The organism is Streptomyces sp. NPDC057565 (assembly GCF_042801455.1).
GTDB lineage: Bacteria > Actinomycetota > Actinomycetes > Streptomycetales > Streptomycetaceae > Streptomyces > Streptomyces yanii.
The window spans coordinates 794059-816752 of sequence record NZ_JBHVFU010000001.1 but is presented as its reverse complement, the minus strand read 5'-3'; the positions used below and the strand labels follow the sequence as shown (position 1 = coordinate 816752).

Below are 22694 nucleotides of genomic sequence, written 5' to 3'. Positions count from 1 at the left end.
GCCCCACCGGTCAGGCCCACTGCATATCCAGCAACGCCCGGATCTCCTCGGCGGCCGACCGCAGCTCCGCGAGGAAGATCCGCAGCAGCGGGTTGCGGTTGGTGGGCCGGGTAGCGACCCCGATCCGCCGGTGGAGTCGGGGATGGTCCAGGCGGCAGACGTGCACACCCGTGGTGTCGCCTAGCCCGAGGGCCGGGACCAGCGCTATACCCATGCCCGCGCGGGCCAGGTTGATCGTGACCTGGTAGTGATCGCTGCGGCAGCGGATCCGCGGCCGGAACCCCTCGGCCGCACACGCGCGTTCCAGGACCGGTTCGCCGGTGTGGCCGCCGCGCGTACCGATCCAGCTCTCCCCCTCCAGGGCGGCGAGCCGGACCGCGGTGCGCCGCCCGAGGCGGTGCCGCAAAGGGAGGACCACCAGCTGCGGCTCGTCGAAGAACATCTCCACGTCCACGGCCGCCTGCCGGCACCAGGGGTCCAGCGGATGTTCGAAGACGACCGCCGCATCCAGCCGGCCCGCCTCCAGATCGGGCACCAGCTCGTGCGGCTGCCCCAGGATCAGCTCCAACTCGATCTGGGGCCGCTCGGCGGCGAAGACCGACAGCGCCCGAGGAAGCAGCTCCAGGCCCGATGAGGCGAAGAAGCCCAGCCGCAGTACCCCGGCGTCGCCTTCGGAGTGCGCCCGCAGATCGTCCTGTGCGATGGCCATCAGGTCGGCGACAGCCTGTGCGTGCTCGGCCAGTCGCACACCGGCCGCCGTCAGCCGCAGGCTCTGCGGCTGACGTTCCACCAACGCCACCGCCAGCTCCTGCTCCAACCGGGCGAGTTGATGAGAGACGGCGGACGGGCTCAGATGCAGCGCCTGGGCCGCGGCCACGATGGTGCCCGTGCGGGCTATTTCCAGCAGGACGAGCAGTCGAGCACTGTTCAGCATCGGGTCAGGTTAGGCCGTGCCGACGCACCGCGCCGCCCCGGCACCCGACCCTACCGTCGCCGGCGGCGCAACGGGCTCGGCGGGTTCGTCCACGTCCAGACGCAGCAGGTCCTCCTCGGTCTCCCGACGCACCACGATGCGGGCGCGGCCATCGGACACGAAGACGACAGCGGAACGTGGCAACTTGTTGTAGTTGGACGCCATGGCATACCCGTATGCGCCCGTGACCGGCGTGGCCAGGAGATCACCCACCGCGAGCTCGGCCGGCAGGGCGGCATCCTCCACGATCACATCGCCGCTCTCGCAGTGTTTGCCGACCAGCCGTGCCCGCAGCGGTCGCGGTGCGCGGGGGCGGCGCGGCAGGAACACCTCGTAGCGGCTGCCGTACAGGGCGGGGCGCAGGTTGTCGCTCATGCCGCCGTCGATGCTGACGTATGTCCGCACGCCTTCGATGCGCTTGATGGTGCCCACCCGGTAGAGGGTCAGCCCCGCGCGGGCGACGATGGACCGGCCGGGCTCCACTGTCACGTCGCCGCCCCAGCCCGCATCGAGCACCGCGGTGCGCACCCCGGCCGCCCAGTCGGCGAACGAGGGTACGGTCTGCCCCGCCTCGTACGCGACACCGAGGCCGCCACCGACGGTGAGCCGGTGTACCCGTGCCTCCGCGGCAAACCGAGCAACGGCCGCGGCTCCTGCCGCGAGCTCCGACGTGTCCAGCACCTGGGAGCCCACATGCGCGTGGACGCCCTCCAGGATCATCGCCGGGGAACCGGCGGCCCGCCGCACTGCGGCTGCGGCGGTTCCGCCGACGAGACCGAAGCCGAACTTCGAGTCGTTGCCACCGGTGCGGATCGCCTCGTGTGCGCCTGCGGCGACACTGGGCGCCACCCGCAACTGGACCCGGGTGGGCGGCAGTTGTTCCTCTGCGTACAGACGCTCGATGCGGTCCATCTCGTCGAAGCTGTCGACCACCACGTGCCGCACCCCGGCTGACATCGCCGTGCGCAGCTCCGCCTCGTCCTTGTTGTTGCCGTGCAGCACGATCCGTCCGGCCGGAACGTCCGCGTGCAGCGCCACCCGCAGCTCGCCGCCGGAGGCCACATCGAGCAACAGCCCCTCCTCGTGGGCCAGTCGGGCCATGGCCGTGCACAGAAATGCCTTGGAGGCGTACGCGACGTTGCCCTGGCCGAAGGCAGCGACCGCCTCCCGGCAGCGTCGGCGCAGGTGCTCCTCGTCGTACACGAAGAGCGGTGTTCCCAACCGCTGCGCCAGTTCGGTGAGCAGGACGCCTCCGACGGCGAGCCCTTCAGGGCGGATCTCGGAAGTGAAGGGCAGCAGACCCGTTTCGATGGCTGACGACATGGTTCCCTCCCCGCAGGCCGGTTTTCCGCCATCCTGGGGCCTGCAGGAGGGGTCACAAAAGCGCATTCTTCTGTGGCTGAGCCTCATGAATTTCGACGGTCAGGTCGCGTCGAGGGTCGTGGGAAGGGCCTCGTACCGGGCCGGGGAACTTCCGTCACAAGGTTGTGATCAGTCCTCCTTCGATGACGACGTCCGATCCGGTGACGTTGCCCGAACGGCCGCTCGCCGGATCTCGGAGTGGCGGGCGGCCGAAGGGGAGTTCGGACGACGTGGCCGGACCGGCCGGCGTGGCCGGGACGTCCGCACCCGTGGGGTCCACCGCCGGCCCGGCCGCTGCTCCCACCGGGGGCGGACCGGTGTCCGGAGTCGTACTCCCGCACCGGAGTGGATGATTCAGGGAGCACGGAAGCGAGCAGGCGAGCACCATGGACTCCACTCCGCGAACCATCACGCCATTGTCCCCACGATCCTTCCGTCCGCGCGGGCGCGGACCGGGCGGGAGGGGGCGCGGGCTCCGCCGGTACGCCCTCGTCCCGGTGGCGGTCGCGTCCCTCGCCGTGGGCGCCACCGGCTGCGACGACGGCGCCTCACCCTCGGCCGAACCCGCGGGATCGAGCAGGTCCGCCCCCGGCAGCACCGCCCCGGATGTGCCCATCGCCCCCGGCGAGCCCGCTCCCACCAAGGCCGCCACTCCGATCGCCTCGGCTGCCACGTCCGCCCCGGCCACCGGCAGCGGTCCGGGGCGCTGCACGGCCGAGGAGCTGACCATGAGCCTGAGGCAGGGCGACGCGGGCGCGGGCCAGATCCACTACCGGCTCACGCTGGTGAACAAGTCCTCGGACTCCTGCACCCTGACCGGCTTCCCCGGGGTCTCCCTGATCAGGCGCGACGGCAGCGTGATCGGCACGCCCGCCGGCCGCGAGGGCGCCGCCGGCCGGGCCACCGTCATCGGGGCCGGCGGCTCAGCCGAAGTCACCCTGCACACGCTCAACCGGGGGATCAACGGCTCGAAGTGCTGGGACCGGCCCGACCTTCTCCGGGTCTACCCGCCCGGTTCCCGAGAGGCCCTGACCCTGCGCACCACCCAGCCCCTCATCTGCGGTGGCCTCTTCAGGACGACAGCGGTGAGCGGCTGACGGAAGGGCGACCGGCCGGGGTGGCCCTCATGGGGACGGGCCGCGTTCCGGCATGCCCCGGCACCGTCGGCGGGGAGAGCGAAAGCGTGTACCTCTCCCGCGTCGACGAGGTCACGCCGATTACGGGGAATCGCTCGCCGACGGCACTTCGGTCTCGGGGCGACGAAGAACACTGGTGATGTAGTCCGCAACGGCCGCCTCCAGACCGATGTCCAGCTGTGCGCGCTCGGACATGTACCACCGGTGTTCCAACAGTTCGTGATAGAGCTCGGCCGGGTCCATCGAGCTCCGGAGTTCCAGCGGAACAGCACGCACCGTGGGTCTGAACACCTCGCGGACCCAGCGGTGGGCAAGCACCTCTGCACGGGCGCCGAGCGGATCGCCCGGCGCGTAGTCCTCCTGTGTCGCCATCCAGCTCTCAAGATCGTTGAGGAGTCGTCGGGCCTGGTTCTCCTCGGCGTCGAGCCCGGTGAGGCGCAGCAGTTGGCGTTGATGATGGCCTGCGTCGACAACCTTGGGGACGAACGTGATCGTGTCGCCGTTCGGGGAGTTGGCGATCTGCATCTCGGCGACGTCGAAGCCGAGGTCGTTGAGCCGACGCATGCGACGTTCGATGTAGTGGTACTTGCCGGCCGGATAGACCGACGTACGAGTCAGCTCACTCCACAGCTCCTCGTACCGCCGGCAGATCTCGGCGCCGAAAGCGATCGGATCCACCGAGGGATGGAGCGCACCTGCGGCCTCCAGGTCCAGCATCTCTCCGCTGATGTTCACCCGGGCCAGATCGATGTCGTATTCACGCTGCCCTGTGCTGAGTTGGCTGTGCACCTCGCCGGTCTCCGCATCCACAAGGTAGGCGGCATAGGCGCCGGCGTCCCGACGGAAGAGCGTGTTGGACAGAGAGCAGTCGCCCCAGGCGAAGCCCGCCAGGTGCAGCCGGACGAGCAGTACGGCGAGTGCGTCCATGAGCCGGTGCACCGTGGTCGGGCGCATGGTCGTCTCGAACATCGAGCGGTAGGGCAGGGACCCGTTGAGATGACGAGTAATCAGCACCGGTTCCAGCGGTTCCCCGTCGGTGCCGGTGCGCCCGGTGACCACCGCGAGTGGGTCCACCGCGGGTATCCCGAGCCTGGCCAGGGTGCGCAACAGCTCGTACTCGCGTACCGCCGGCCGTTCGGCAAGCTCCTTGACGGCCACCACGTCGGCCCCCGCTCGTGCGTAGCGCACGACGTGGCGGGAGATGCCGCGCGGCAGCGTCACCAGATGCTTCTCCGCCCATTCCTCGAGCGGTAGGTGCCAGGGCAGTTCGAGAAGGAACGCGGGGTGTTCGGGGTTGGTGGCGTTGAACTGCAAAGCCATCGGTCGCCTCGCTGGTTCGGTGACGGGATCACCAGTGTGACGTAGCGAGTCGCGCGCCCCGTGACCAAGGCGAGGGAAGCGCACGCACAGTGATCGTGATCGGGAGCGGTCACTGCACTCCGTGCGGCCGGAACTGGATGCTGATGCGCCCTCCCACGGCCCGAGCGGTCTTGGGGATGGCGTGCTCCCAGGTCCGCTGACAGGAACCGCCCATCACGATCAGGTCGCCGTGTCCGAGCGACCGCCGGACGACATCGCCGCCGCGGCACGGGCGCAGCAGCAGGTCGCGGGGCGCTCCCACGGACAGGATGGCGACCATCGTGTCCTCGCGTGCGCCCCTGCCGATGCGATCGCCGTGCCAGGCCACGCTGTCGCGCCCGTCGCGGTAGTGGCACAGGCCGGCTGTTGTGAACGGTTCACCGAGCTCGGCGACGTAGTGCGTGGAGAGCGCCCGCCGCGCCTCGTCGAGGATGGGGTGCGGCAGCGGTTCGCCGGCACGGTAGAAGGCGAGCAGACGCGGGACGTCCACGACCCGCTCGTACATCTGCCGTCGCTCGGCCTTCCAGGGAACGTCCGCGGCCAGCTGTTCGAACAGGGCGTCGGCGCCACTCAGCCAGCCCGGCAGGAGATCGATCCAGGCGCCGTCGTCGAGCCCCGTTCTGCGGAGCCCGTCCAGTGGGTGCAGAAACGCGTCGTCGCCCTGATCGAACAGGGACCCCTGGAGCTGGTGCGGTGCCATACCTGCAGCCTACCCGCATTCGAACATGTGCACTATTAGGAAAGATTCCACACCTCCGCCTTCCGCGGGCGCCCGGACGTTTACAGGTGGGCGCTGCGGTACGGGCCGGACACCCTGCGGGGCCGCCCCGGCGGGCACCGGGCATCCCGCACGCCGGGAACAGCGGATGAATGCGCAGCGCACACCTCTCGACCCCCCTACCCCTTGGCTCTGATTACCGACACGTAGCGCATAAATCGTCTAAATTGGGGCACATGGGGTTGCGGCTTTCTGCGGTCGTGCCGGACGTCCGGGACCGCGTCGACACGGCTGCACGTGCACTGAGACAGCGTGACCCGGTCCGGCCGGGCCACGGGGACGGATACCCATGACCGACGGCCATCAGGGTCCCGAGGACCACGGTCCGGACCCCCTCGGAGACTTCCTCTCGCACTTTCTCGGCACCGGACAGGGTGGGGAGCCGCCCGACCCTCGGCGCATCGACTTGAGCCGTCTGTTGAGCGGTCCCGCACGGCAGCTCGTCACCGTTGCAGCGTCCTATGCCGCCCAGCACGGGAGTACCGACCTCGACACGGAGCACCTGTTGCGGGCCGCGCTCACCACCGAGCCGACTCGCCGCATGGTCACGCGAGCGGGCGCCGATCCCGACGCGCTCGCCGCTGAGATCGACCGGCAGGCCGGGGAAGGGCCGCGAAGCGACTCCATCGCCGTCACGCCGGCGGTCAAGCGCGCTCTGCTCGACGCCCATGAGATCGCGCGCTCCACCGGCGCCTCCTACATCGGCCCGGAACACGTGCTGGTGGCACTCGCCGCCAACCGCGACTCCACTGCGGGGCAGATGCTCAACGCCGCGCACTTCTCGCTGCCCGCCGGTGCCCGGGACGGCGTCGGGCCCGTGCCCGGAAGCGCCGGCCAGCGCACCGGCCCCGGCGAGCGGACCACCCCCAACCTGGACAAGTTCGGCCGCGACCTCACCGACCTGGCCCGGGAGGGCCGTATTGACCCGGTCATCGGCCGTGACGTGGAAATCGAGCAGACCGTTGAGGTCCTCGCCCGCCGAGGCAAGAACAATCCCGTCATGATCGGCGAAGCCGGAGTGGGCAAGACCGCCATCGTCGAAGGATTGGCCCAGCGCATCGCGGACGGCGACGTGCCGGACATCCTGCTCGATCGGCGTGTCATCCAGCTCGACCTCTCTGGAGTCGTTGCCGGTACCCGCTTCCGTGGGGACTTCGAGGAACGGCTCACCGGCCTCATCGACGAAATCCGCGCCCACTCGGGCGAGCTGATCGTCTTCATCGACGAACTGCACACCGTCGTCGGGGCGGGCGGCGGCTCCGAGGGCGGCCCGATGGACGCGAGCAATATGCTCAAGCCCGCGCTCGCCCGCGGCGAACTCCATGTCGTGGGGGCCAGCACGCTCGAGGAGTACCGCCGCTACATCGAGAAGGACGCGGCGCTTGCCCGCCGGTTCCAACCGGTTCTGGTGCCCGAGCCCAGCCCGACGGACGCCGTCGAGATCCTGCGTGGTCTCCAGGACCGCTACGAAGCCCATCACCAGGTCCGCTACACCGACGAGGCACTGCTCGCCGCCGTCGAGCTGTCCGACCGCTACCTCACCGACCGCTATCTCCCCGACAAGGCGATCGACCTCATGGACCAGGCCGGCGCCCGGGTCCGGCTGCGCGCCTCCACCCGCGGCACCGACATCCGCGCCCTGGAACGCGAAGTCGAGCAACTCACACGGGACAAGGACCAGGCCGTCGCCGCCGAGCAGTACGAGCGGGCGACCGAGCTGCGCGACCGGCTCGCCGACCTCGAACAGCGCATCGGCAAGGCAGACCACGCGCCGCAACCGCGCAGCCATGTCGCGGAGGTCACCGTCGAAGACATCGCCGACATCGTGTCCCGCCAGACCGGAATTCCCGTCAGCAGCCTCACCCAGGAGGAGCGGGACCGGCTGCTGAACCTGGAGCAACATCTGCACCAGCGCGTCATCGGCCAGGACGAAGCGGTGACCGCCGTCGCCGACGCCGTCCTGCGCTCGCGGGCCGGTCTGTCCGACCCCGGCCGCCCGATCGGGAGCTTCCTCTTCCTCGGCCCCACCGGCGTCGGCAAGACCGAACTCGCCCGCGCGCTCGCGGAGGCTCTCTTCGGGAGCGAGGACCGGATGATCCGCCTCGACATGAGCGAGTACCAGGAACGGCACACCGTCAGCCGCCTGGTCGGCGCTCCCCCCGGCTACGTCGGCCACGAGGAGGCCGGACAGTTCACCGAAGCGGTACGCAGGAACCCCTACTCGCTGCTGCTCCTGGACGAGGTCGAGAAGGCGCACCCCGACGTCTTCAACATCCTGCTGCAGGTGCTCGACGACGGGCGGCTCACCGACTCCCAGGGCCGCACCATCGACTTCAAGAACACCGTCATCGTCATGACCAGCAACCTGGGTTCGCAGGCGATCACCGGTCGCGGCGGCTCGATGGGCTTCGGCGCCGGCTCCGCGGACGCCGACGAGCAGGCCCGCCGAGAGCGGGTGATGCGCCCACTGCGCGAACACTTCCGGCCGGAGTTCCTCAACCGCATCGACGAGATCGTGATCTTCCGCCAACTCGCCGACCAGCAGCTACGGCAGATCACCAACATGCTGCTGGACGACTCCAGGCGTCGGCTCCACGCCCAGGACGTCACCGTCGAGGTCACCCTGGACGCCGTCGAATGGCTCGCCCAACGCGGCTACCAGCCCGAATACGGCGCCCGCCCGTTGCGCCGTACGATCCAGCGCGAGGTCGACAACCGGCTCTCCCGCATGCTGCTCGACGGCAGCCTGCAGCCCCACAGCCGCCTCCGGATCGATGTCGCCGACGGCGAGATGACCATCCGCAAAGAGGAAGAACCACAACGCCCCGCAAGCTGACCCCGAGCGGCGTCCCGGACAGCTCACTCCGACCCGCCACGTCACGACACGTGCGCCGTGGGTACAGCACCGCCCCACGCACAACGGCCGCAACGGCGCCCGGCGAAGCGGCCGGTCGCACCGTCCGTGCTGAAACCGTACGCGCCCGACGTTGTGGCGGGCCATCGTCGCGAAGGTCTCGTCGCTCCGCCGTCTGCGTCGATGGCGACTTGACAGTGCCGGAGTCACCGATGAGGCGGGACGGCGGAGAAGATCGCGAGTGCGCTGAGGAGATCGGCCCAAGGGCTGTCCCGTAATCCCTGGTGGATCAGCGCGCGGCGTCAGATGCGGTGCGTCGCAAGGCGGAGAAGCATCCTCATACTGGGCGTATTCGGGCGTTCCGACAACGCAGCGAGGTGCCGTAGCCGGCGTCGTGCGCCCGCCGGGGATTACGGGACAGCCCTTGGGTGAACCGGCGTGCCGGGGCGTGGCCGGACCTTCGGCCCTGTTCCGCACCGGCTCGTCCTGATCGATGATGACGTACCGGGCTGCCGTCCTCGGTACGCCACCGGCTGTCCCAGGAAGGGGTTTCCTATGCGGGAAACAACACCAGCGCAGTCCCCGCCGGACGACCGCTCCGTCCACGGCTCGGACGAAGAAGCCGATGTGATCGTGGTGGGGGCGGGGCCTGCGGGCTCGTCCGCAGCCTTTCACCTCGCCAAGGCAGGCATCGACGTCCTGCTTCTGGAGAAGGCCCGCTTTCCCCGGGAAAAGGTGTGCGGAGACGGCTTGACCCCGCGAGCGGTGCACCAACTCATCCGGATGGGCATCGACATCAAGGCTCCGGGGTGGACGCGTTCACGCGGTATGCGATGGGTGGCCGGTGAGCATCAGGTGCACATCGACTGGCCCGCCCTGGGGCGCTACCCGGACTTCGGCCTCTCGCGCAGTCGGCATGACTTCGACGACATCCTGGCCCGCCATGCCGTTGCTGCCGGAGCACGGCTGCGCAACGGGGTGAAGGTGACTCAGCCCGTGACCGACCGCGCCGGCCGCATCACCGGCGTCACCGCCACCGCCGGAGCGAAGGAGCCGGTGGTCTTCCACGCACCGATCGTCATCGCCGCCGACGGCGCCTCCGCCCGCCTCGCCCTCGCCATGGGCCTGCAGCGGGACAGGAGCAGGCAGATCGCGACAGCCGCCCGCCGCTACTACCGCAGCCCAGAACGGTCTCAAGAGGAGTACCTGGAGTTGTGGGCCGATCTCCGCTTCCCGGGGAGCGATCACTACCTGCCGGGATACGGTTGGATCTTTCCCATGGGAGACGGCCGCGTCAACGTCGGGCTCGGTGCGCTGCCTCACCGGCGGCACGGAATCGCGGACCTGCGGACCACGTTGGACCAATGGCTGGCCCGTACTCCTCACGCCTGGGGGCTGGATGAGGAGAACGCCGAGGGCCCTGTCCGAAGCGCGGCGCTGCCCCTGGGTTTCAACCGTCACCCCCTCTACACCCGGGGGCTCCTCCTGGTCGGCGACTCCGGAGGCATGATCAGCCCCTGGAACGGGGAAGGCATCGGCCAGGCCATGGAAGCCGGCGAAGTCGCAGCCGAGAGCGCCACCCTCGCCCTCGCCCTTCCCCCGGGCCCCCGGCGGGAGCGAGTGCTGCACAGCTACCCCGTCGAGATGAACCGCCGCTGGGGGCGCTACTACCGTCTCGGCAACGCGGCCGCCGACATCGTCTTCAGCCGTTCGGGCTTCCAACCGATCCTCAATCGGTACGTCATGGGATCGCCGTTTCTGCTCAACACCCTGGCCCGGATGCTCACCAACCTCACGGACAAGCCCTCGCACGACGTGATCGACCATGTACTCAACACCGTCGTCCGCCTGGTCCCTGCACCGCATGTGCGCAGACGCTGAACGGCCCGCCGACGGTGCCTCTCACGGCGTGGTCGTCCCGGCCCCACGCCGCCACGCCGGAGGAAGCCCGACCCATGGAGCCGACCGCGGGCCCGACGGCCCCCGGTCGAAGTCCGCCCGACGACGTGCGAGGTGTGAGCTGTACGGGGGCTGCCGCCCGTATGAACCGGCCCGGCAGGGGCCCCGTCTTGAGCGTGTGGTCCGGATGACCCGTCGCTCCACGCCGTCGCGTGCTCGGTGAGCTCAGGCGTTGGGGCGCTTGCCGTGATTGGCCTTCTTCTTCTTGCGGGCGCGTCGCTTGTTCCCTCGCTTGGCCATAGTCCACTTCTCCCAGATTCGGTGCATTTCGGGCGATCGTCAGTCTAGGTTCGACCGGATGCGTCTGCATCAGGAGCGTGGCCAGGACGTCGGAAACCCGTCTTCTCAGGGCACCCACTTGTACTTGTCACCGCCGACCCATCTCACGACCGCGGGATCGTCGAAGTCGATCCCGGACAGCCCCGCTTGGCGCGCCAGCCTGATCACATCCACCATGTCGTGCGCAGGCCCGGCCAACACTCCGTTGACCTCCACCATGCGGTACGGCGGATCGCCCGGCACGACACCGAGGACGACGACGGGGGTGGGGTGGAACGCCTCTCCAGCATCGTTGGTCATGCCTACAGCGTGTGGCAGGAGCGCGCCGCGCACATGTCCAGCGGACCGATCGTCCCCGGTGATGCCCCTGTCCCACCTACCGGCTCGCGGGCCTCATGCGCCGGGGCCATCCATGTCGTCCTGCAGCAGGCGACCGGTTACGAGGCCCCATTCGGCCGCCCGCCGACAGGGAACGGCGCCCGATGACGCACTCCGACTTTCAGGTCGGCGGTCTCGATGCCGCGGCGACCCAGCCGGCCACGCGCCTGAACAATACCGGCACCGCACGTCACTGAGAGTTACCTAAGTGTGGCAGGCGTGGCGGCTGCTTCGAGCAGTCACGCCTTTCGTGTGGTGTTGCAGCGTCAGTTCTCCTTGAACCCCACGTAGTTCTCCGCGAGGGAGGCCGAAGCGGCCTCGGAGCGGGCGACATAGCGCAGGTGCGAGAGGCGAAGCGCGCGGTCGAAGTCGGAGTCGGCGGGGTCGCTGTGCAGCAGGGTCGTCATCGTGTACGAGAAGTGCTCGGCCCGCCAGACGCGGCGCAGCGCGTTCTCCGAGTACGCGTCGAGCAGCGACTCGTCCCGGTGGGTGTGGTAGCGGGTCAGGGCCTGGGCGAGCAGGGTGACGTCGGCGACGGCGAGGTTGAGGCCCTTGGCCCCGGTGGGCGGAACGATGTGGGCCGCGTCGCCGGCCAGGAAGAGGCGCCCGTGGCGCATGGGCTCGGCGACGAAGCTGCGCATCGGGGTGATGCTCTTCTCGGTGATCGGGCCCCGCCGCAGCGTCCAGTCGCCGTCGACGGCGAAGCGGGTCTCCAGCTCGTCCCAGATGCGCTCGTCCGGCCAGTTGTCGGTGCTGTCGTCCAGGGCGACCTGGAGGTAGAGCCGGCTGACCTCGGGCGAGCGCATGCTGTGCAGGGCGAAGCCGCGCTCGTGGTGGGCGTAGATCAGTTCCTCGCACGAGGGCGGAACGTCGGCGAGGACGCCGAGCCAGGAGAAGGGGTACGTCCGTTCCGTCACGGTCAGCAGGTCGTCCGGCACGGAGCGACGGCCGATGCCGTGGAAGCCGTCGCAGGCGACGACGATCTCGCAGTCCAGGGTGTGTTCGGCGCCTTCGTGACGGTAACGGATGCTCGGGCGGTCGGTCTCGATGCCGTCGACGGACAGCGCCTCCGCCTCGAACAGGACGGTTCCGCCGTCCTGTTGGCGCCGGGCGATGAGATCCTTCACCACTTCGGTCTGCGCGTAGACCATGACCGACCGGCCGCCGGTGAGGGACGGGAAGTCGATGCGGTGGGAGCGCCGGTCGAAGCGCAGTTCGATGCCGTGGTGCTCCAGGCCCTGGCGGTCCATCCGCTCACCGGCCCCGGATTCGCGCAGCACGTCGACGGTGTCCTGTTCGAGGATGCCGGCGCGCTGCCGGCGTTCGACGTAGTCGCGGCTGCGCAGTTCGAGGACGACGTTGTCGATGCCCTGCTGGTGGAGCAGGTGGGAGAGCAGGAGTCCGGCGGGGCCGGCTCCGATGATGCCGACGGTGGTGCGGGGCATGAGGGTCTCCGTGGGAGGTCAGAGGTGAAGGGCGTCGTCGGGAAGCGGCCGCGGCCCGGGGCTCGGCGGCGACGGAACGCCCGCGGGGCTGCCGGTCGCAGGGGCTTCCCCCGTCTTCACCGGCGCGGCAGTCCGGTGCATTACCTCGTCGGCGGTCACGCCGGGGGCGGTCTCGACGAGTCGCAGTCCCTCGTCGGTGATGTCGAGGACGGCCAGGTCGGTGATGACACGGTGGACGCAGTTCCGGCCGGTGAGCGGCAGCGTGCAGGTGTCGACGATCTTGGGGGTGCCGTCCTTGGCGGTGTGCTCCATGAGAACGATCACCCGGCGGGCGCCGTGGACGAGGTCCATCGCCCCGCCCATGCCCTTGACCATCCTGCCGGGGATCGCCCAGTTGGCGAGGTCACCGCGGGCGGAGACCTGCATGGCGCCCAGGATCGCGGTGTCGATGTGACCGCCGCGGATCATGCCGAAGGAGAGCGCGGAGTCGAAGAAGGCGGCGCCCGGTACGACGGTCACCGTCTCCTTGCCCGCGTTGATCAGGTCGGGGTCGACCTCGTCCTCGTACGGGTACGGGCCTACACCGAGGAGTCCGTTCTCCGAGTGGAGGACGACGTCGACACCCTCGGGGAGGAAGCTCGGCACGCGAGTGGGCAGTCCGATCCCGAGGTTGACGTACGAGCCGTCGGTGAGCTCCCGGGCGGCTCGGGCCGCCATCTCGTCCCTGGTCCAGCTCATCGGGTGCGTACCGTCCTTCGCTCGATGCCCTTGTCGGCAGCCTGTTCGGGGGTCAGTTCCAGCACCCGCTGTACGAATACACCGGGGAGGTGGACCTGGTCGGGGTCCAGTTCGCCGGGCTCCACGAGCTCCTCGACCTCGGCGACGGTGATCCGGCCGGCCATGGCGGCGAGCGGGTTGAAGTTGCGGGCCGCGCGGGCGAAGACGAGGTTGCCATGGCGGTCGCCCCGGGCGGCGCGCACCAGGGCGAAGTCGGTGGTGATGCCGTGTTCGAGGACGTACGCCCTGCCGCCGTACTCGCGTGTCTCCTTGGGCGGGGAGGCGACCGCCACGCCGCCGTCCGGCGCGTACCGCCAGGGCAGTCCGCCCTCGGCGGCCTGGGTGCCGACGCCCGCCGGGGTGAAGAACGCGGGGATGCCGGCCCCGCCGGCCCGCAGCCGCTCGGCCAGGGTGCCCTGCGGGGTGAGTTCCAGCTCCAGTTCGCCGCCCAGGTAGCGGCGGGCGAACTCCTTGTTGTCGCCGATGTAGGAGCCGGTGACCCGGCTGATCCGTCCGGCCGCGAGCAGGATGCCCAGGCCGCCGCCGTCGACGCCGCAGTTGTTGGAGACGACGCTCAGCCGGCCGGAGCCGTGGGCGTGCAGGGCGCGGATCAGGACGTCCGGTACCCCGCTCAGTCCGAAACCTCCGACGGCGAGCGATGCCCCCTCTGCGATGTCCGCCACCGCTTCGGCAGCCGTCGCTATGACTTTGTCCATACAACGACCCTTTTCACTCGAGGTTTACCGTAAGGCTGTTCGCCTAATGAACTTTCGTTCATACTTGGCGCGGGCTGAGTGTCCACCCACGCTTCGGGCTGTGTCAACGGCAGCGGGTACGGTTTCCGCACGGTGATCAGCCCGCGACGCTCCGAGGAGGTCAGACGATGTCCCAGCTCACCGAGGTGACGACGGCGCCCGAGGCCGCGATGGCGCCCGACGAACTGGTCGGACCGCTGGAGCGCGGACTGGCCGTGCTCCGCGCCGTGGCCGCGGGACCGGGGACGCGCCATCGCCCCGGAGATCTCGTCCGCACCACCGGGCTCGCCCGATCGACGGTCGACCGGGTCGCCACCACGCTCGTCCGCCTGGGGTTCCTGCGGACCGAGGACCGCGATCTGCTGTTGGCCCCGCGCTCGGCGGAGCTGGGCAACGCCTATCTGGCCGGCTGCGCCCTCCTCGAAGCCCTCCGCCCCCACGCCGTCACACTCGCCGACCAGCTCGACGAGTCGGTGTCGTTGGCCGTCCCGGACGGCGACGGGGTCCGCTTCATCGCGCAGGCCGCTCGCCGCCGCGCCATGGCGATCTCGTTCCGGGTCGGCGATCTGTTGCCCGCCGAACGCTGCGCGCCCGGCGCCGTGTTCGCCGCCGACTGGGACGACGCACAGCACGAACAGTGGCGCGCGCGGCGTCGGCGCGACCCGCTGGACACCGACTTCCCGGCGCTGCCGCCCCGCCCGGCCGGGGCGGAGCCCACGTCCTCAGCAGTGGAGGCAGACTTCCTCGATCGGGTACGGCAGGCACGCGACGACGGCTTCTCGACGGACAGCCAGCTGATCGAGCCCGGTCTGATCGCCGTCGCGCTCCCCGTCCGCGACGCGGCGGGCGCGGTGGTCTGCGCCGTCAGCGTGGTCAGTCACACCAGCCGGCACAGCATCGAGTCGCTGACGGCGCGGGTCCTGCCCCCGGTACGCGCGGCCGTCGCCGCCATGGAGGCTGCCCTGCGCGCACCGTCGGCCACCGAAACGCCGGCCACCGCAGCGGCGGTCCACCCGCCCGACTCGGGCAGCGCACTCAAGGAGGAACTCGGCGCCGGCTTCCTCCAGTCGCTCGCCCGGGGTCTCGACGTGCTGTGCGCCTTCGGCTCGGTCGACGGCCCCGCCCGCCTGACCGACCTCGCCCGCCTCACCGGGCTCCCCCGCGCCACCGCACGCCGGTCGCTCATCACGCTGCGCCACCTGGGGTACGTACGGGAGGACGCGGACGGTTTCCGGGTGCTGCCGCGGGTCATGGAGCTCGGCTACGCGCGACTCTCGGGTCTGACGCTCGCCGGGATCGCTACCCCACACCTCGCCGAACTGGTCGGCAGGGTCCACGAGTCCGCGTCCGTTGCCGTGCTCGACGACGACGACATCCGCTACGTCGCCCGGGTCGCGAGCACCCGGATCATGCACATCGACATCACGGTGGGCACCCGGCTGCCCGCGTACGCCACATCGATGGGCCGGGTGCTCCTCTCGGCCCTCCCCGACGGCGAGCGCGCGGCGAGGTTGGCCCGGGTGACACCCGAGGCGCTGACGCCCCGCACGGTGACCACACCCGAGGCACTCGCCGACGTCGTGACAGCCACCTCCCGGCGCGGCTACGCCTGGGTGGAACAGGAGTTGGAGGAGGGGCTGCGTTCGATCGCGGCACCGGTCACGAACGGCCGCGGCCATGTGGTGGCCGCGGTCAACGTGGCGCTCCACGCCGGCCGCGCCACCGGCGAGGAGAGCCTGGCCACGCTCCTCCCCCCTCTGCTGGAGACCGCCGCGCGGATCAGCGCCGACCTCGCCGCGGTGGGCCGCTTCTCCCCCATGCCCACCGGCTGATCCTCACGGCCGTCGGACCCGGGCGCGACGGTCCCGGGAGCCGTCCGCCGGAACGCTTGTGGTGGGCAGGCGCGCCGCCATCGTGTCCGGCATCAGGTCCAGGGCGAAGGGATAGCCGCTCTCGCTCATGCCGGCGGCGAGCAGGGGGCAGGCAACGGCGATGTTCGGGTACGTGTCGGCCGGCGTATTGCCGTACACCGCGTGCCGACGGTCGCGTGGCTGCAGCAGCTCGCCGCTTCAGCGCGTGCACCTCGTGGACTGCGCCGTCATCCGTCCACTCCTTGCCACGCGCGTTCGCCCGCCGTTCCCTCGCGCTTTGCCCGTGAGCCAGTCCAAAAGCTCCCCTTGTTGTGGATCAAGGCCATACCATGCGCTTGCGAAGCGCGCGCCGCGCACAGGAAGACGGGGGAGGCGCGATGTCCGGGACAGCGCATGACGGCATATCCGACGCCATGTCGAGCGGAGCATGGGGCACGCTTCCCGCCGCTGTGGAGCTGTACCACCTGAGGCCGGACGGAGGCATCGGGCTGGCCGACCGCGAGGGCGTGCGCGAGCTGGGACCCGAGCGGGAGTTTCTGCGCTTCATCGATGACGGGCAGTTCGCCCACTACCTGGTGGGCGACGCGGCGACCTCCCCCGAGCGCCCCTCGAACGCCACGGTCAAACTCGGTGTCGTGGGGCCGCGCAGCGCCTTCACCCCGCATGCCCACGGCGGTGAACACTTCGTCCTCAGCCTCGGCCATGCGGCGTGCGGCCTCTATGACGCGGACCGCGACCTGGTGACCGAAGTCCCGCTGACTCCCGGGATGTTGATACGGATTCCGGAGATGATGCCCCACTCCTTCGCGAACCGGGGCACCGATCCGTTGACGATCCTCGCGGCCAACACCGGTTACGGGATCGACCACGAGGACTACGCGATCACCGCCGGGGAGGCCGAGCGCCGCGCCGCGGGCGCCACCCCGATGGCCGGCCAGGTGGCCGTAGCCGCAACCACCACCGACTATCGCGCCCTTGCCGCCGCCCTGCGCGACATCGAGCGCCATCAGCAGGATCGCGGCATCGCCCCCACCACCGTCCGCGAGCGCCTGGCCGCACGACTGCGCCGTGTGGCGACCGCACTGGAGGTCCGCCGGTGATCTGTCCGCACTGCGAGAAGAACCTGCTCCGCAAGGAGCGCCCCAACAACACCTGCTCCCACTGCAGGCGCAGGTACGCGCTCGACCCCAAGACCAACTCCCTCGGCCTGAGCGACCTGCGGGTACGCAGGATCGTCGCCAAGGTGACGGAGGAGGGCAGGATCGCGGTGGCTCCGGACCAGTTGTGGTACGCGCTCTCGCGCAGGCGCCTCAAGGACGGCAACTTTGCGCCGGGGTGTGCGGGTGCCTCGCTCGTCGCGGGCCTGGTCGTCGGCGTCTTCGGCCTCTTCACCGAGATCGCGTACCTCTTCCTCGCCTCGGGCGCCCTGCTGCTCGTCTCCGCGGGCTTCGCCCTCGCACGAGCCGCCGGTGCGGGCCGGGGCTACCCGGTGATGAGCCGTGCGGCATTCCGTTCGGAGGCGCTCGCGCCCTGGCGGAGCGTGTATGGCGAGCTGCCGCCCGGGGTGATCGACGCTGCCCCTCCCGTTCCTTCTCGGGCCAGAAAACGCGCGCCCTCCCGCGCTCAGCCCGGCGCCGTACTCCTGTGCCCCGACCGCTCCATCAGAGCGTTCCTGATCACCGACGGCCTGCCCGCCCGTTACGGGATCGCGCTCGCCAAGGATCTCGACGCGGTCCGCGCCCTGCCCACGCGGGGCCCGGTGATCGTGCTCCACGATGCCGACGCGCACGGAGAACTCCTTGTCCGGCACGTCCGCGCGAGTCTGGGGCAACGCACAGTGATCGACGCCGGGTTGCCGCTGCGCACCCTCCGCCGTCTGGCGCAGGCCGTGCCCTACCGCGACAAGCAGGAGAAGCCCGACCAGGAGACCATGGCACGGCTCACCGCGCTGGGCGAGTTCACCGGGGAGGAGCTGAAGTGGCTGGGAAAGGGCTGGTGCTTCCCGCTCGTCGGCGTGCCCCCCGCCCGGCTGCTCGCCGCCGTCACCCGGGTCGCCGAACAGGCCATGGGGAGCGTCGATCCGGAACGGCGTCGCGCCGCGTCCGTGGGGTTCATGACCTGGCCGGGTTCGGCAGCCCAGGACCACGCGGGTGAGCGATGATCTGCCCCCGCTGCGCCGCCTCGCTGACGCGCAAGCAGCGCAGCGGCAGAATCTGCGCGCACTGCGGGAAGCGCTTCGCGCTCGATCCCGCGGTGCACGGCAAGGGCATGCACGACATCCGTATCCGGGGCATCGCGGAACGCGCCACCGATCACGGCCGCCTGAAGATCACCCTCACCCAGCTCTGGTACCTGTCCCGCAGCCGTAACTACGCCTGGGCCGGGCGCGATCCGGAGGGTGTACCGGCGAAGATCCGCTGGCTCGTGGCCCTGCCGGTGGCAGCCGCCCTCGTCGCATGCGCCGTCCTGACCGGCGGACTGCTCGCGTTCCTCGCCGGCGCCGCCGCGTGCACCGCCCTCGTCGTCGCGTCGTCCATGCGGTACCGCCCCGGTCAGTTGCCCCATGGGCAGATCATTCCTGCCGAACAGACCTTCCGTGCCCTGATGAACGGCTCCTGGTCGGCGACCTACGAGGGTCTGCCCAAAGGCGTCGTCGACGACGCGCCCCCCGTGCCCCGGCCGCGCGGGGCGAACCGTTCCGGTGCGTCCGTTCCGGTGTCCCGGCCCAAGGCCGCGATCCTCTGCACGGACCACGTGGTCGCCCTCTTCCTCACGGCCAACGGCATCCCCGCCCGTCTGGAGGCCGGCCTCGTCGAGGTCGGCGACGCCGACGGAACCGGAGGGCGCCCCACCGTCCTGGCAGCGGCGCTCAGCGCGCTCGCGCAGTATCGCAGCGGGCTCCCGGTGGTCGTCCTGCACGACGCCGATCCGCAGGGCGTCCTGCTGGCGCCGCTCATCCGTGGCGCACAGCCCGACCGCGTCGTGGTGGACGCGGGCCTCCCCGTCTCCGCGGTCAGGGGCAAACAGGGCTTCGTGCGGCTCGCCCGGCCCGATCCGCTCGCCGACGCGGAACAGCTCCGCACGGTCGCAGGTCTGCCCGAGGCCGACGCGCAGTGGCTCGGCGAGGGCTTCTGGAGTCCGCTCGCCGCCGTGCCACCGCGCGTCCTCGAATCGATCGTCGTCCGGGCGGTGGAACGGGCCCTGGCCGCCCCGCAGCCCACCCCTCACGAGGACCTCACCCACGGTTTCCTCACCTGGCCGCAGGCGCCGCGGACCCCGAGGACCTCGCGGGCACGGGGTACCCGCCCACCCGGCACCGGCACGTACAAGAAGAAGGGCACCAGTTCCGCATGACGCCGCGACGCCTCCAGGCTCCCGGAATCGGGACCCCCATGGCCCAAAACCCCCGCACCGGCCGCGGGCCGGGCGCCCGTTTCCTCGACCTCGCGATCACCGGCGCCGCCGCGCGCGCCGCAGGCCCGGGGGGCATCAGATTCACGGAGCGGCAGCTCTACTACGAGACCTGCCGTGTCCTGAGCCCGGCCGCGACCCTGCTCCCCCGCATCCCGCGCACCCCGGCCCCTCCCCTGCGGCTGCCCACGTTCACGCGTGCGCTGGAGGCACGGGGCCGGGAGACCGTGGACGGCCTGCTCCCACCGGTTCCGTCCCCGCCGCCGACTGCGCCACGGCCTCCGTCGGTGCCTGATGCCGCCGAACCCGACCTCCACGCCTACGGGTTGCCCCGTCTCCTCGTCTGCCAGGACCGCTCGATCGCCCGGATGCTGCTCGCCAACCATGTGCACCTGGAGGCGGCCTGCCCCGTCCTCGCGGCGCCCGACGCCCTGCCGCTCGACCCGCGCCTCGTCGCGGCGCTGGAGCGGGCCGAGGGCGCGACGGTCCATGTGCTGCACGACGCGAGCCCGGAGGGCATCGGGCTCCCGGCGCGGGTCAGGGCCGCTCTGGGCCCGGTCCCCGGCGTGCGGGTCACGTCGATCGGACTCGTGCCCCGGCATGCGGCAACCCTGCGCCTTCCGACCGGCCGCGGCCCGGCACCGGCTCCGCCGCCGGCCCCCTGGCCGCCCGGGCTGCGGCCCGAGGAGGCTTCGTGGCTGGCGCGGGGACGGTTCACGCAGGTCGCGGCCGTGTCACCGCCCCGCCTGGTGCGTACGGTGCTGCGCCTCACTCGGGGACCGCGACCGCCCCGGAACTCCATGTGGACCGAACTGCGCGGGCTGCGTGCCACGGGTTTCCTGACCTGGCCCGCCTCGTGATCCGCCGCGTCACCCGCCCATGAACCGCGCGGTGACCCGTCCGGGCGAGCTCTCCTTCCCGCGGCCACGACCGCCCCACAGACCCGAGGAACGCACACGATGATCCGACCTCAAGAGATCGGCTACTTTGACGAGCTACTCGCCGACGGCAGCGTCCACCGGCGTTACGAGGACGGCCGGGAGGAGTGGCGCCACCGTGAGAGCTCCCCCAGTGGTCTCGTGCGCTGGCACGACAACCGGAATGCCTCCGGCACCGACGAACTCCTCGGCAACCGCATCATCAAGCGGGTCCTCGCCGACGGCGCGGTGACGTACGCCCGGGACATCGGATACGGCCGCACCCTGTGGGGCCGCGGCGAGACGGTGATGGTCAACCGGACGTCGTTCGGCGGCAGGGTGGGCGTCATGCTCGCGGGCCTGGGCGTAGCGGGCCTCGCCATCACCGCCGCCCAGCTGCCGCCGCTGAGCATGAGCCCGGAAGAGGAGGAGGAGCTCCGCCAACAGCAGGCGCAGAGCCAGTCGTCGTCCTCGGGCGACTCGGGCGGGGGCGGCGATTCCGGGGGCGGCGGCACGGACGACTGGGACGCGGGCTGGGACGACAGCGAGGACACCTGGAGCGACGACGACTTCGGCTGAGCCGGCCGCGTCGGCACCACAGGAAGCCGTAGGAGCGGCGGTAGCAGTACGGAACACGGAACACCGAGGAGAGGAGCGCCCATGGCACGCTTCTGCGTCTGCCTGTCCCCGACCACGCGGCAGGCCCGGGCCCATGTCGAGGCGATGGGTGCGGCCGGGAACGGCCAGGAATCGATGGACGTCCCCGGGGCCGACCTGGGACTGATCGCGGACGAACCCGGCCGCGCCGAGGGCCCGTTCACAGCATCCGGACTGACAGCGGTGGGCGAGGTCACCCTCCATAACCGCCCGGCCCTGCTGTCCGCGCTGCACGCCGAGGGGATCCCCGTACCCGCCCGCTGCTCCGACGGTGAACTGCTTCTGCACTGCTGGGCGCGGCTCGGCGACGCGGGAGTGGCTCTGGCCGAAGGCATGTTCGTGCTGGCCGTGCTGGACGGCACGGACCTGATCCTGATCCGCGACCACGTGGGCGCCCGGACGCTCTTCTACGCCCGTGCCGAAGGAGCCTGGGCGGCCTCGACCTCGCTGAGGGCGCTGAGGCGCTGGCCCGCGCTCGGCACGTCGATGAATCTGTCCGCGGTCCGTTCCTTCCTCACCTTCGCCTATCTGCCGGGCGAGGAGACGCTCCTGACCGGCGTGCGGGAAGTCCTGCCCGGGCGGGTGCTGCGGCTGGCGAAGGACGGCACCGTCACCGAGACCGTGCACTGGGAGCCCCACGAGCACATCGCGCAGCCGGTGCCGCAGGATCCGACGGAGCATGTCCGGGCCCTGCGGGCGCTCCTGGAGCAGGCGACGGCCGAGAGGCTCCCGCAGGCGGAGCCGGCTGCGGTCCTTCTCTCCGGCGGGATCGACAGTTCCCTCGTCACCGCTCTGGCGACGAAGCTCCACAGCCATCCGGTGCACACGTACTCGATCAGCTTCGGCGACGAACTCCCCAACGAGCTGGGGTACTCGGGCCTCGTGGCCGCCCACTGCCATACCCGCCACCGGGTCCTGAACGTGTCGGGGAAGACGGTGGCCTCACGGCTCGCGGAGGCGGCTGCGCTCCTGGACAGCCCGGTGGGCGATCCGTTGACGGTCCCGAACCTGTTGCTCGCGGAGGCCGTGGCCGCGAACGGCGCGTCCGTGGTACTCAACGGCGAGGGCGGCGACCCCGTGTTCGGCGGCCCGAAGAACCTCCCGATGCTCGTGCAGGAGATGCACCGTGAACCGGGGGCACCCTGGGACGAGGACCGGGCGACGGCGTATCTGCGCTCGTACCGCAAGTGCTGGACGGACCTCCCGACGCTACTGACCCCGCAGACGCTGGACGCGCTGCGGGACGCCCCCCGCCCCCAGCGGTTCGTGGAGCCGTATCTGGCACCGGGCGCCGACAGCCCGCACCGCATGGGCCACCTCCTCAATCAGCTCCTGCACTGCAATCTGCGGACCAAGGGGGCGCACCACATCCTGACGAAGGTGGAGCGCCTGACGGCGTCGCAGGGCATCGAGGGCCGGGCACCGCTCTTCGACCGCCGGGTCGTCGACCACGCGTTCGCGACGCCGCCCACATACAAACTCCGTGGCTCCGCTGAGAAGTGGATCCTCAAGGAGGCCGTGCGCGACCTCCTCCCCGACACGGTCGTCGACCGCCCGAAGAGCGGGATGCGGGTGCCGGTGCAGCAGTGGCTGACGGGTCCGCTGCGCGACCTCGGAAACGATCTGCTGCTGAGCCGACAGTCGGCCCACCGGGGCCTGTTCCGCCCCGACACGATCCGCACCTGGATGAAGGGCGAGGGCACGCTCCTGCCCCGTCACGGCGGCAAGCTGTGGCTGGTGCTGACACTGGAACTGTGGCTGCGCGCGTACGCGTTGTGAGGAA

20 protein-coding genes are annotated in these 22694 nt (G+C 70.8%); 10 read left to right on the top strand and 10 right to left on the bottom strand.

The window, feature by feature from the left end; genetic code table 11:
* Positions 1-10 precede the first annotated feature (10 nt).
* Positions 11-934: a LysR family transcriptional regulator gene (locus ACFU8W_RS03350; RefSeq protein ID WP_345520230.1), complete on the bottom strand. Its 924-nt coding sequence runs from the start codon at positions 932-934 to the stop codon at positions 11-13.
* A 9-nt stretch (positions 935-943) separates the two neighbouring features.
* Positions 944-2296, bottom strand: a complete 1353-nt coding sequence (lysA, locus tag ACFU8W_RS03345) for a diaminopimelate decarboxylase (protein WP_384031810.1) — start codon at positions 2294-2296, stop codon at positions 944-946.
* A gap of 536 nt (positions 2297-2832) precedes the next feature.
* Between lysA and ACFU8W_RS03340 the strand changes: the two genes are divergently transcribed.
* Positions 2833-3432 carry a DUF4232 domain-containing protein gene (locus tag ACFU8W_RS03340; protein ID WP_384031808.1) on the top strand — a complete coding sequence of 200 codons (600 nt, stop codon included), beginning with the start codon at positions 2833-2835 and terminating at the stop codon, positions 3430-3432.
* 120 nt (positions 3433-3552) lie between these two features.
* Here ACFU8W_RS03340 and ACFU8W_RS03335 read toward each other — a convergent pair whose 3' ends face one another.
* Together ACFU8W_RS03335 and ACFU8W_RS03330 are read right to left on the bottom strand one after the other, a co-directional pair.
* On the bottom strand, positions 3553-4791 hold the full coding sequence (locus ACFU8W_RS03335; RefSeq protein ID WP_384031806.1) for a DUF4032 domain-containing protein: 1239 nt from the start codon (positions 4789-4791) through the stop codon (positions 3553-3555).
* Between the two features lie 109 nt (positions 4792-4900).
* Positions 4901-5530 carry an alpha-ketoglutarate-dependent dioxygenase AlkB gene (locus ACFU8W_RS03330; RefSeq protein ID WP_345520238.1) on the bottom strand — a complete coding sequence of 210 codons (630 nt, stop codon included), beginning with the start codon at positions 5528-5530 and terminating at the stop codon, positions 4901-4903.
* 367 nt (positions 5531-5897) lie between these two features.
* Here ACFU8W_RS03330 and ACFU8W_RS03325 point away from each other — a divergent pair, with 367 nt between their 5' ends.
* Both ACFU8W_RS03325 and ACFU8W_RS03320 read left to right on the top strand, forming a co-directional pair.
* Positions 5898-8444 (top strand): ATP-dependent Clp protease ATP-binding subunit, encoded by a 2547-nt coding sequence (locus ACFU8W_RS03325; protein ID WP_384031804.1) that lies wholly within the window; start codon positions 5898-5900, stop codon positions 8442-8444.
* Positions 8445-9017: 573 nt separating this feature from the next.
* A complete protein-coding gene (locus tag ACFU8W_RS03320) occupies positions 9018-10343 on the top strand; it encodes a geranylgeranyl reductase family protein (protein ID WP_384031802.1) in 1326 nt (441 codons plus the stop codon).
* Positions 10344-10586: 243 nt separating this feature from the next.
* On the opposite strand, the gene ACFU8W_RS03315 is transcribed toward ACFU8W_RS03320, so the two are convergent.
* The 5 genes from ACFU8W_RS03315 to ACFU8W_RS03295 all read right to left on the bottom strand — a co-directional run bounded on the left by ACFU8W_RS03315 (position 10587) and on the right by ACFU8W_RS03295 (position 14016).
* Entirely contained in the window at positions 10587-10661 is a 75-nt protein-coding gene (locus ACFU8W_RS03315) for a 50S ribosomal protein bL37 (protein WP_100661309.1), read from the bottom strand.
* A gap of 105 nt (positions 10662-10766) precedes the next feature.
* A complete protein-coding gene (locus ACFU8W_RS03310; RefSeq protein WP_384031800.1) occupies positions 10767-11000 on the bottom strand; it encodes a hypothetical protein in 234 nt (77 codons plus the stop codon).
* Between the two features lie 344 nt (positions 11001-11344).
* Positions 11345-12523: a 4-hydroxybenzoate 3-monooxygenase gene (locus ACFU8W_RS03305; RefSeq protein WP_384031798.1), complete on the bottom strand. Its 1179-nt coding sequence runs from the start codon at positions 12521-12523 to the stop codon at positions 11345-11347.
* An 18-nt stretch (positions 12524-12541) separates the two neighbouring features.
* Positions 12542-13261, bottom strand: a complete 720-nt coding sequence (locus ACFU8W_RS03300; RefSeq protein ID WP_384031796.1) for a CoA transferase subunit B — start codon at positions 13259-13261, stop codon at positions 12542-12544.
* Positions 13258-14016 (bottom strand): CoA transferase subunit A, encoded by a 759-nt coding sequence (locus ACFU8W_RS03295; protein WP_384031794.1) that lies wholly within the window; start codon positions 14014-14016, stop codon positions 13258-13260. Before ACFU8W_RS03295 ends, ACFU8W_RS03300 begins: the two co-directional genes overlap by 4 nt.
* Before the next feature lie 167 nt (positions 14017-14183).
* On the opposite strand from ACFU8W_RS03295, the gene ACFU8W_RS03290 reads away from it, so the two are divergent.
* Positions 14184-15887 (top strand): IclR family transcriptional regulator C-terminal domain-containing protein, encoded by a 1704-nt coding sequence (locus tag ACFU8W_RS03290; protein ID WP_384031792.1) that lies wholly within the window; start codon positions 14184-14186, stop codon positions 15885-15887.
* Between the two features lie 3 nt (positions 15888-15890).
* Here the strand turns inward: ACFU8W_RS03290 and ACFU8W_RS03285 are convergent, their stop codons facing one another.
* Positions 15891-16085 carry a hypothetical protein gene (locus ACFU8W_RS03285; protein WP_384031790.1) on the bottom strand — a complete coding sequence of 65 codons (195 nt, stop codon included), beginning with the start codon at positions 16083-16085 and terminating at the stop codon, positions 15891-15893.
* Positions 16086-16303: 218 nt separating this feature from the next.
* Between ACFU8W_RS03285 and ACFU8W_RS03280 the strand changes: the two genes are divergently transcribed.
* From ACFU8W_RS03280 to ACFU8W_RS03255, 6 genes are all read left to right on the top strand, one after another.
* On the top strand, positions 16304-17026 hold the full coding sequence (locus ACFU8W_RS03280) for a cupin domain-containing protein (RefSeq protein WP_345520256.1): 723 nt from the start codon (positions 16304-16306) through the stop codon (positions 17024-17026).
* On the top strand, positions 17023-18087 hold the full coding sequence (locus ACFU8W_RS03275; protein ID WP_384031787.1) for a hypothetical protein: 1065 nt from the start codon (positions 17023-17025) through the stop codon (positions 18085-18087). Before ACFU8W_RS03280 ends, ACFU8W_RS03275 begins: the two co-directional genes overlap by 4 nt.
* A complete protein-coding gene (locus tag ACFU8W_RS03270) occupies positions 18084-19280 on the top strand; it encodes a hypothetical protein (protein WP_384031785.1) in 1197 nt (398 codons plus the stop codon). The genes ACFU8W_RS03275 and ACFU8W_RS03270 overlap by 4 nt, the downstream gene beginning before the upstream one ends.
* Positions 19281-19318: 38 nt before the next feature.
* Positions 19319-20197 carry a hypothetical protein gene (locus ACFU8W_RS03265; protein ID WP_384031783.1) on the top strand — a complete coding sequence of 293 codons (879 nt, stop codon included), beginning with the start codon at positions 19319-19321 and terminating at the stop codon, positions 20195-20197.
* 99 nt (positions 20198-20296) lie between these two features.
* Positions 20297-20833, top strand: a complete 537-nt coding sequence (locus ACFU8W_RS03260) for a hypothetical protein (RefSeq protein ID WP_384031781.1) — start codon at positions 20297-20299, stop codon at positions 20831-20833.
* An 81-nt stretch (positions 20834-20914) separates the two neighbouring features.
* Positions 20915-22690: an asparagine synthetase B family protein gene (locus ACFU8W_RS03255; protein WP_384031779.1), complete on the top strand. Its 1776-nt coding sequence runs from the start codon at positions 20915-20917 to the stop codon at positions 22688-22690.
* Positions 22691-22694: the final 4 nt, after the last annotated feature.

Coding starts and splice junctions, on each gene's coding strand:
- ACFU8W_RS03305 (WP_384031798.1), bottom strand. CDS start 12,523: ATGCCCCGCACCACCGTCGGCATCATCGGAGCCGGCCCCGCCGGACTC.
- ACFU8W_RS03335 (WP_384031806.1), bottom strand. CDS start 4,791: ATGGCTTTGCAGTTCAACGCCACCAACCCCGAACACCCCGCGTTCCTT.
- ACFU8W_RS03255 (WP_384031779.1), top strand. CDS start 20,915: ATGGCACGCTTCTGCGTCTGCCTGTCCCCGACCACGCGGCAGGCCCGG.
- ACFU8W_RS03295 (WP_384031794.1), bottom strand. CDS start 14,016: ATGGACAAAGTCATAGCGACGGCTGCCGAAGCGGTGGCGGACATCGCA.
- ACFU8W_RS03325 (WP_384031804.1), top strand. CDS start 5,898: ATGACCGACGGCCATCAGGGTCCCGAGGACCACGGTCCGGACCCCCTC.
- ACFU8W_RS03270 (WP_384031785.1), top strand. CDS start 18,084: ATGATCTGCCCCCGCTGCGCCGCCTCGCTGACGCGCAAGCAGCGCAGC.
- ACFU8W_RS03260 (WP_384031781.1), top strand. CDS start 20,297: ATGATCCGACCTCAAGAGATCGGCTACTTTGACGAGCTACTCGCCGAC.
- ACFU8W_RS03280 (WP_345520256.1), top strand. CDS start 16,304: ATGTCCGGGACAGCGCATGACGGCATATCCGACGCCATGTCGAGCGGA.
- lysA (WP_384031810.1), bottom strand. CDS start 2,296: ATGTCGTCAGCCATCGAAACGGGTCTGCTGCCCTTCACTTCCGAGATC.
- ACFU8W_RS03330 (WP_345520238.1), bottom strand. CDS start 5,530: ATGGCACCGCACCAGCTCCAGGGGTCCCTGTTCGATCAGGGCGACGAC.
- ACFU8W_RS03290 (WP_384031792.1), top strand. CDS start 14,184: ATGTCCCAGCTCACCGAGGTGACGACGGCGCCCGAGGCCGCGATGGCG.
- ACFU8W_RS03300 (WP_384031796.1), bottom strand. CDS start 13,261: ATGAGCTGGACCAGGGACGAGATGGCGGCCCGAGCCGCCCGGGAGCTC.
- ACFU8W_RS03320 (WP_384031802.1), top strand. CDS start 9,018: ATGCGGGAAACAACACCAGCGCAGTCCCCGCCGGACGACCGCTCCGTC.
- ACFU8W_RS03310 (WP_384031800.1), bottom strand. CDS start 11,000: ATGACCAACGATGCTGGAGAGGCGTTCCACCCCACCCCCGTCGTCGTC.
- ACFU8W_RS03265 (WP_384031783.1), top strand. CDS start 19,319: ATGGCCCAAAACCCCCGCACCGGCCGCGGGCCGGGCGCCCGTTTCCTC.
- ACFU8W_RS03350 (WP_345520230.1), bottom strand. CDS start 934: ATGCTGAACAGTGCTCGACTGCTCGTCCTGCTGGAAATAGCCCGCACG.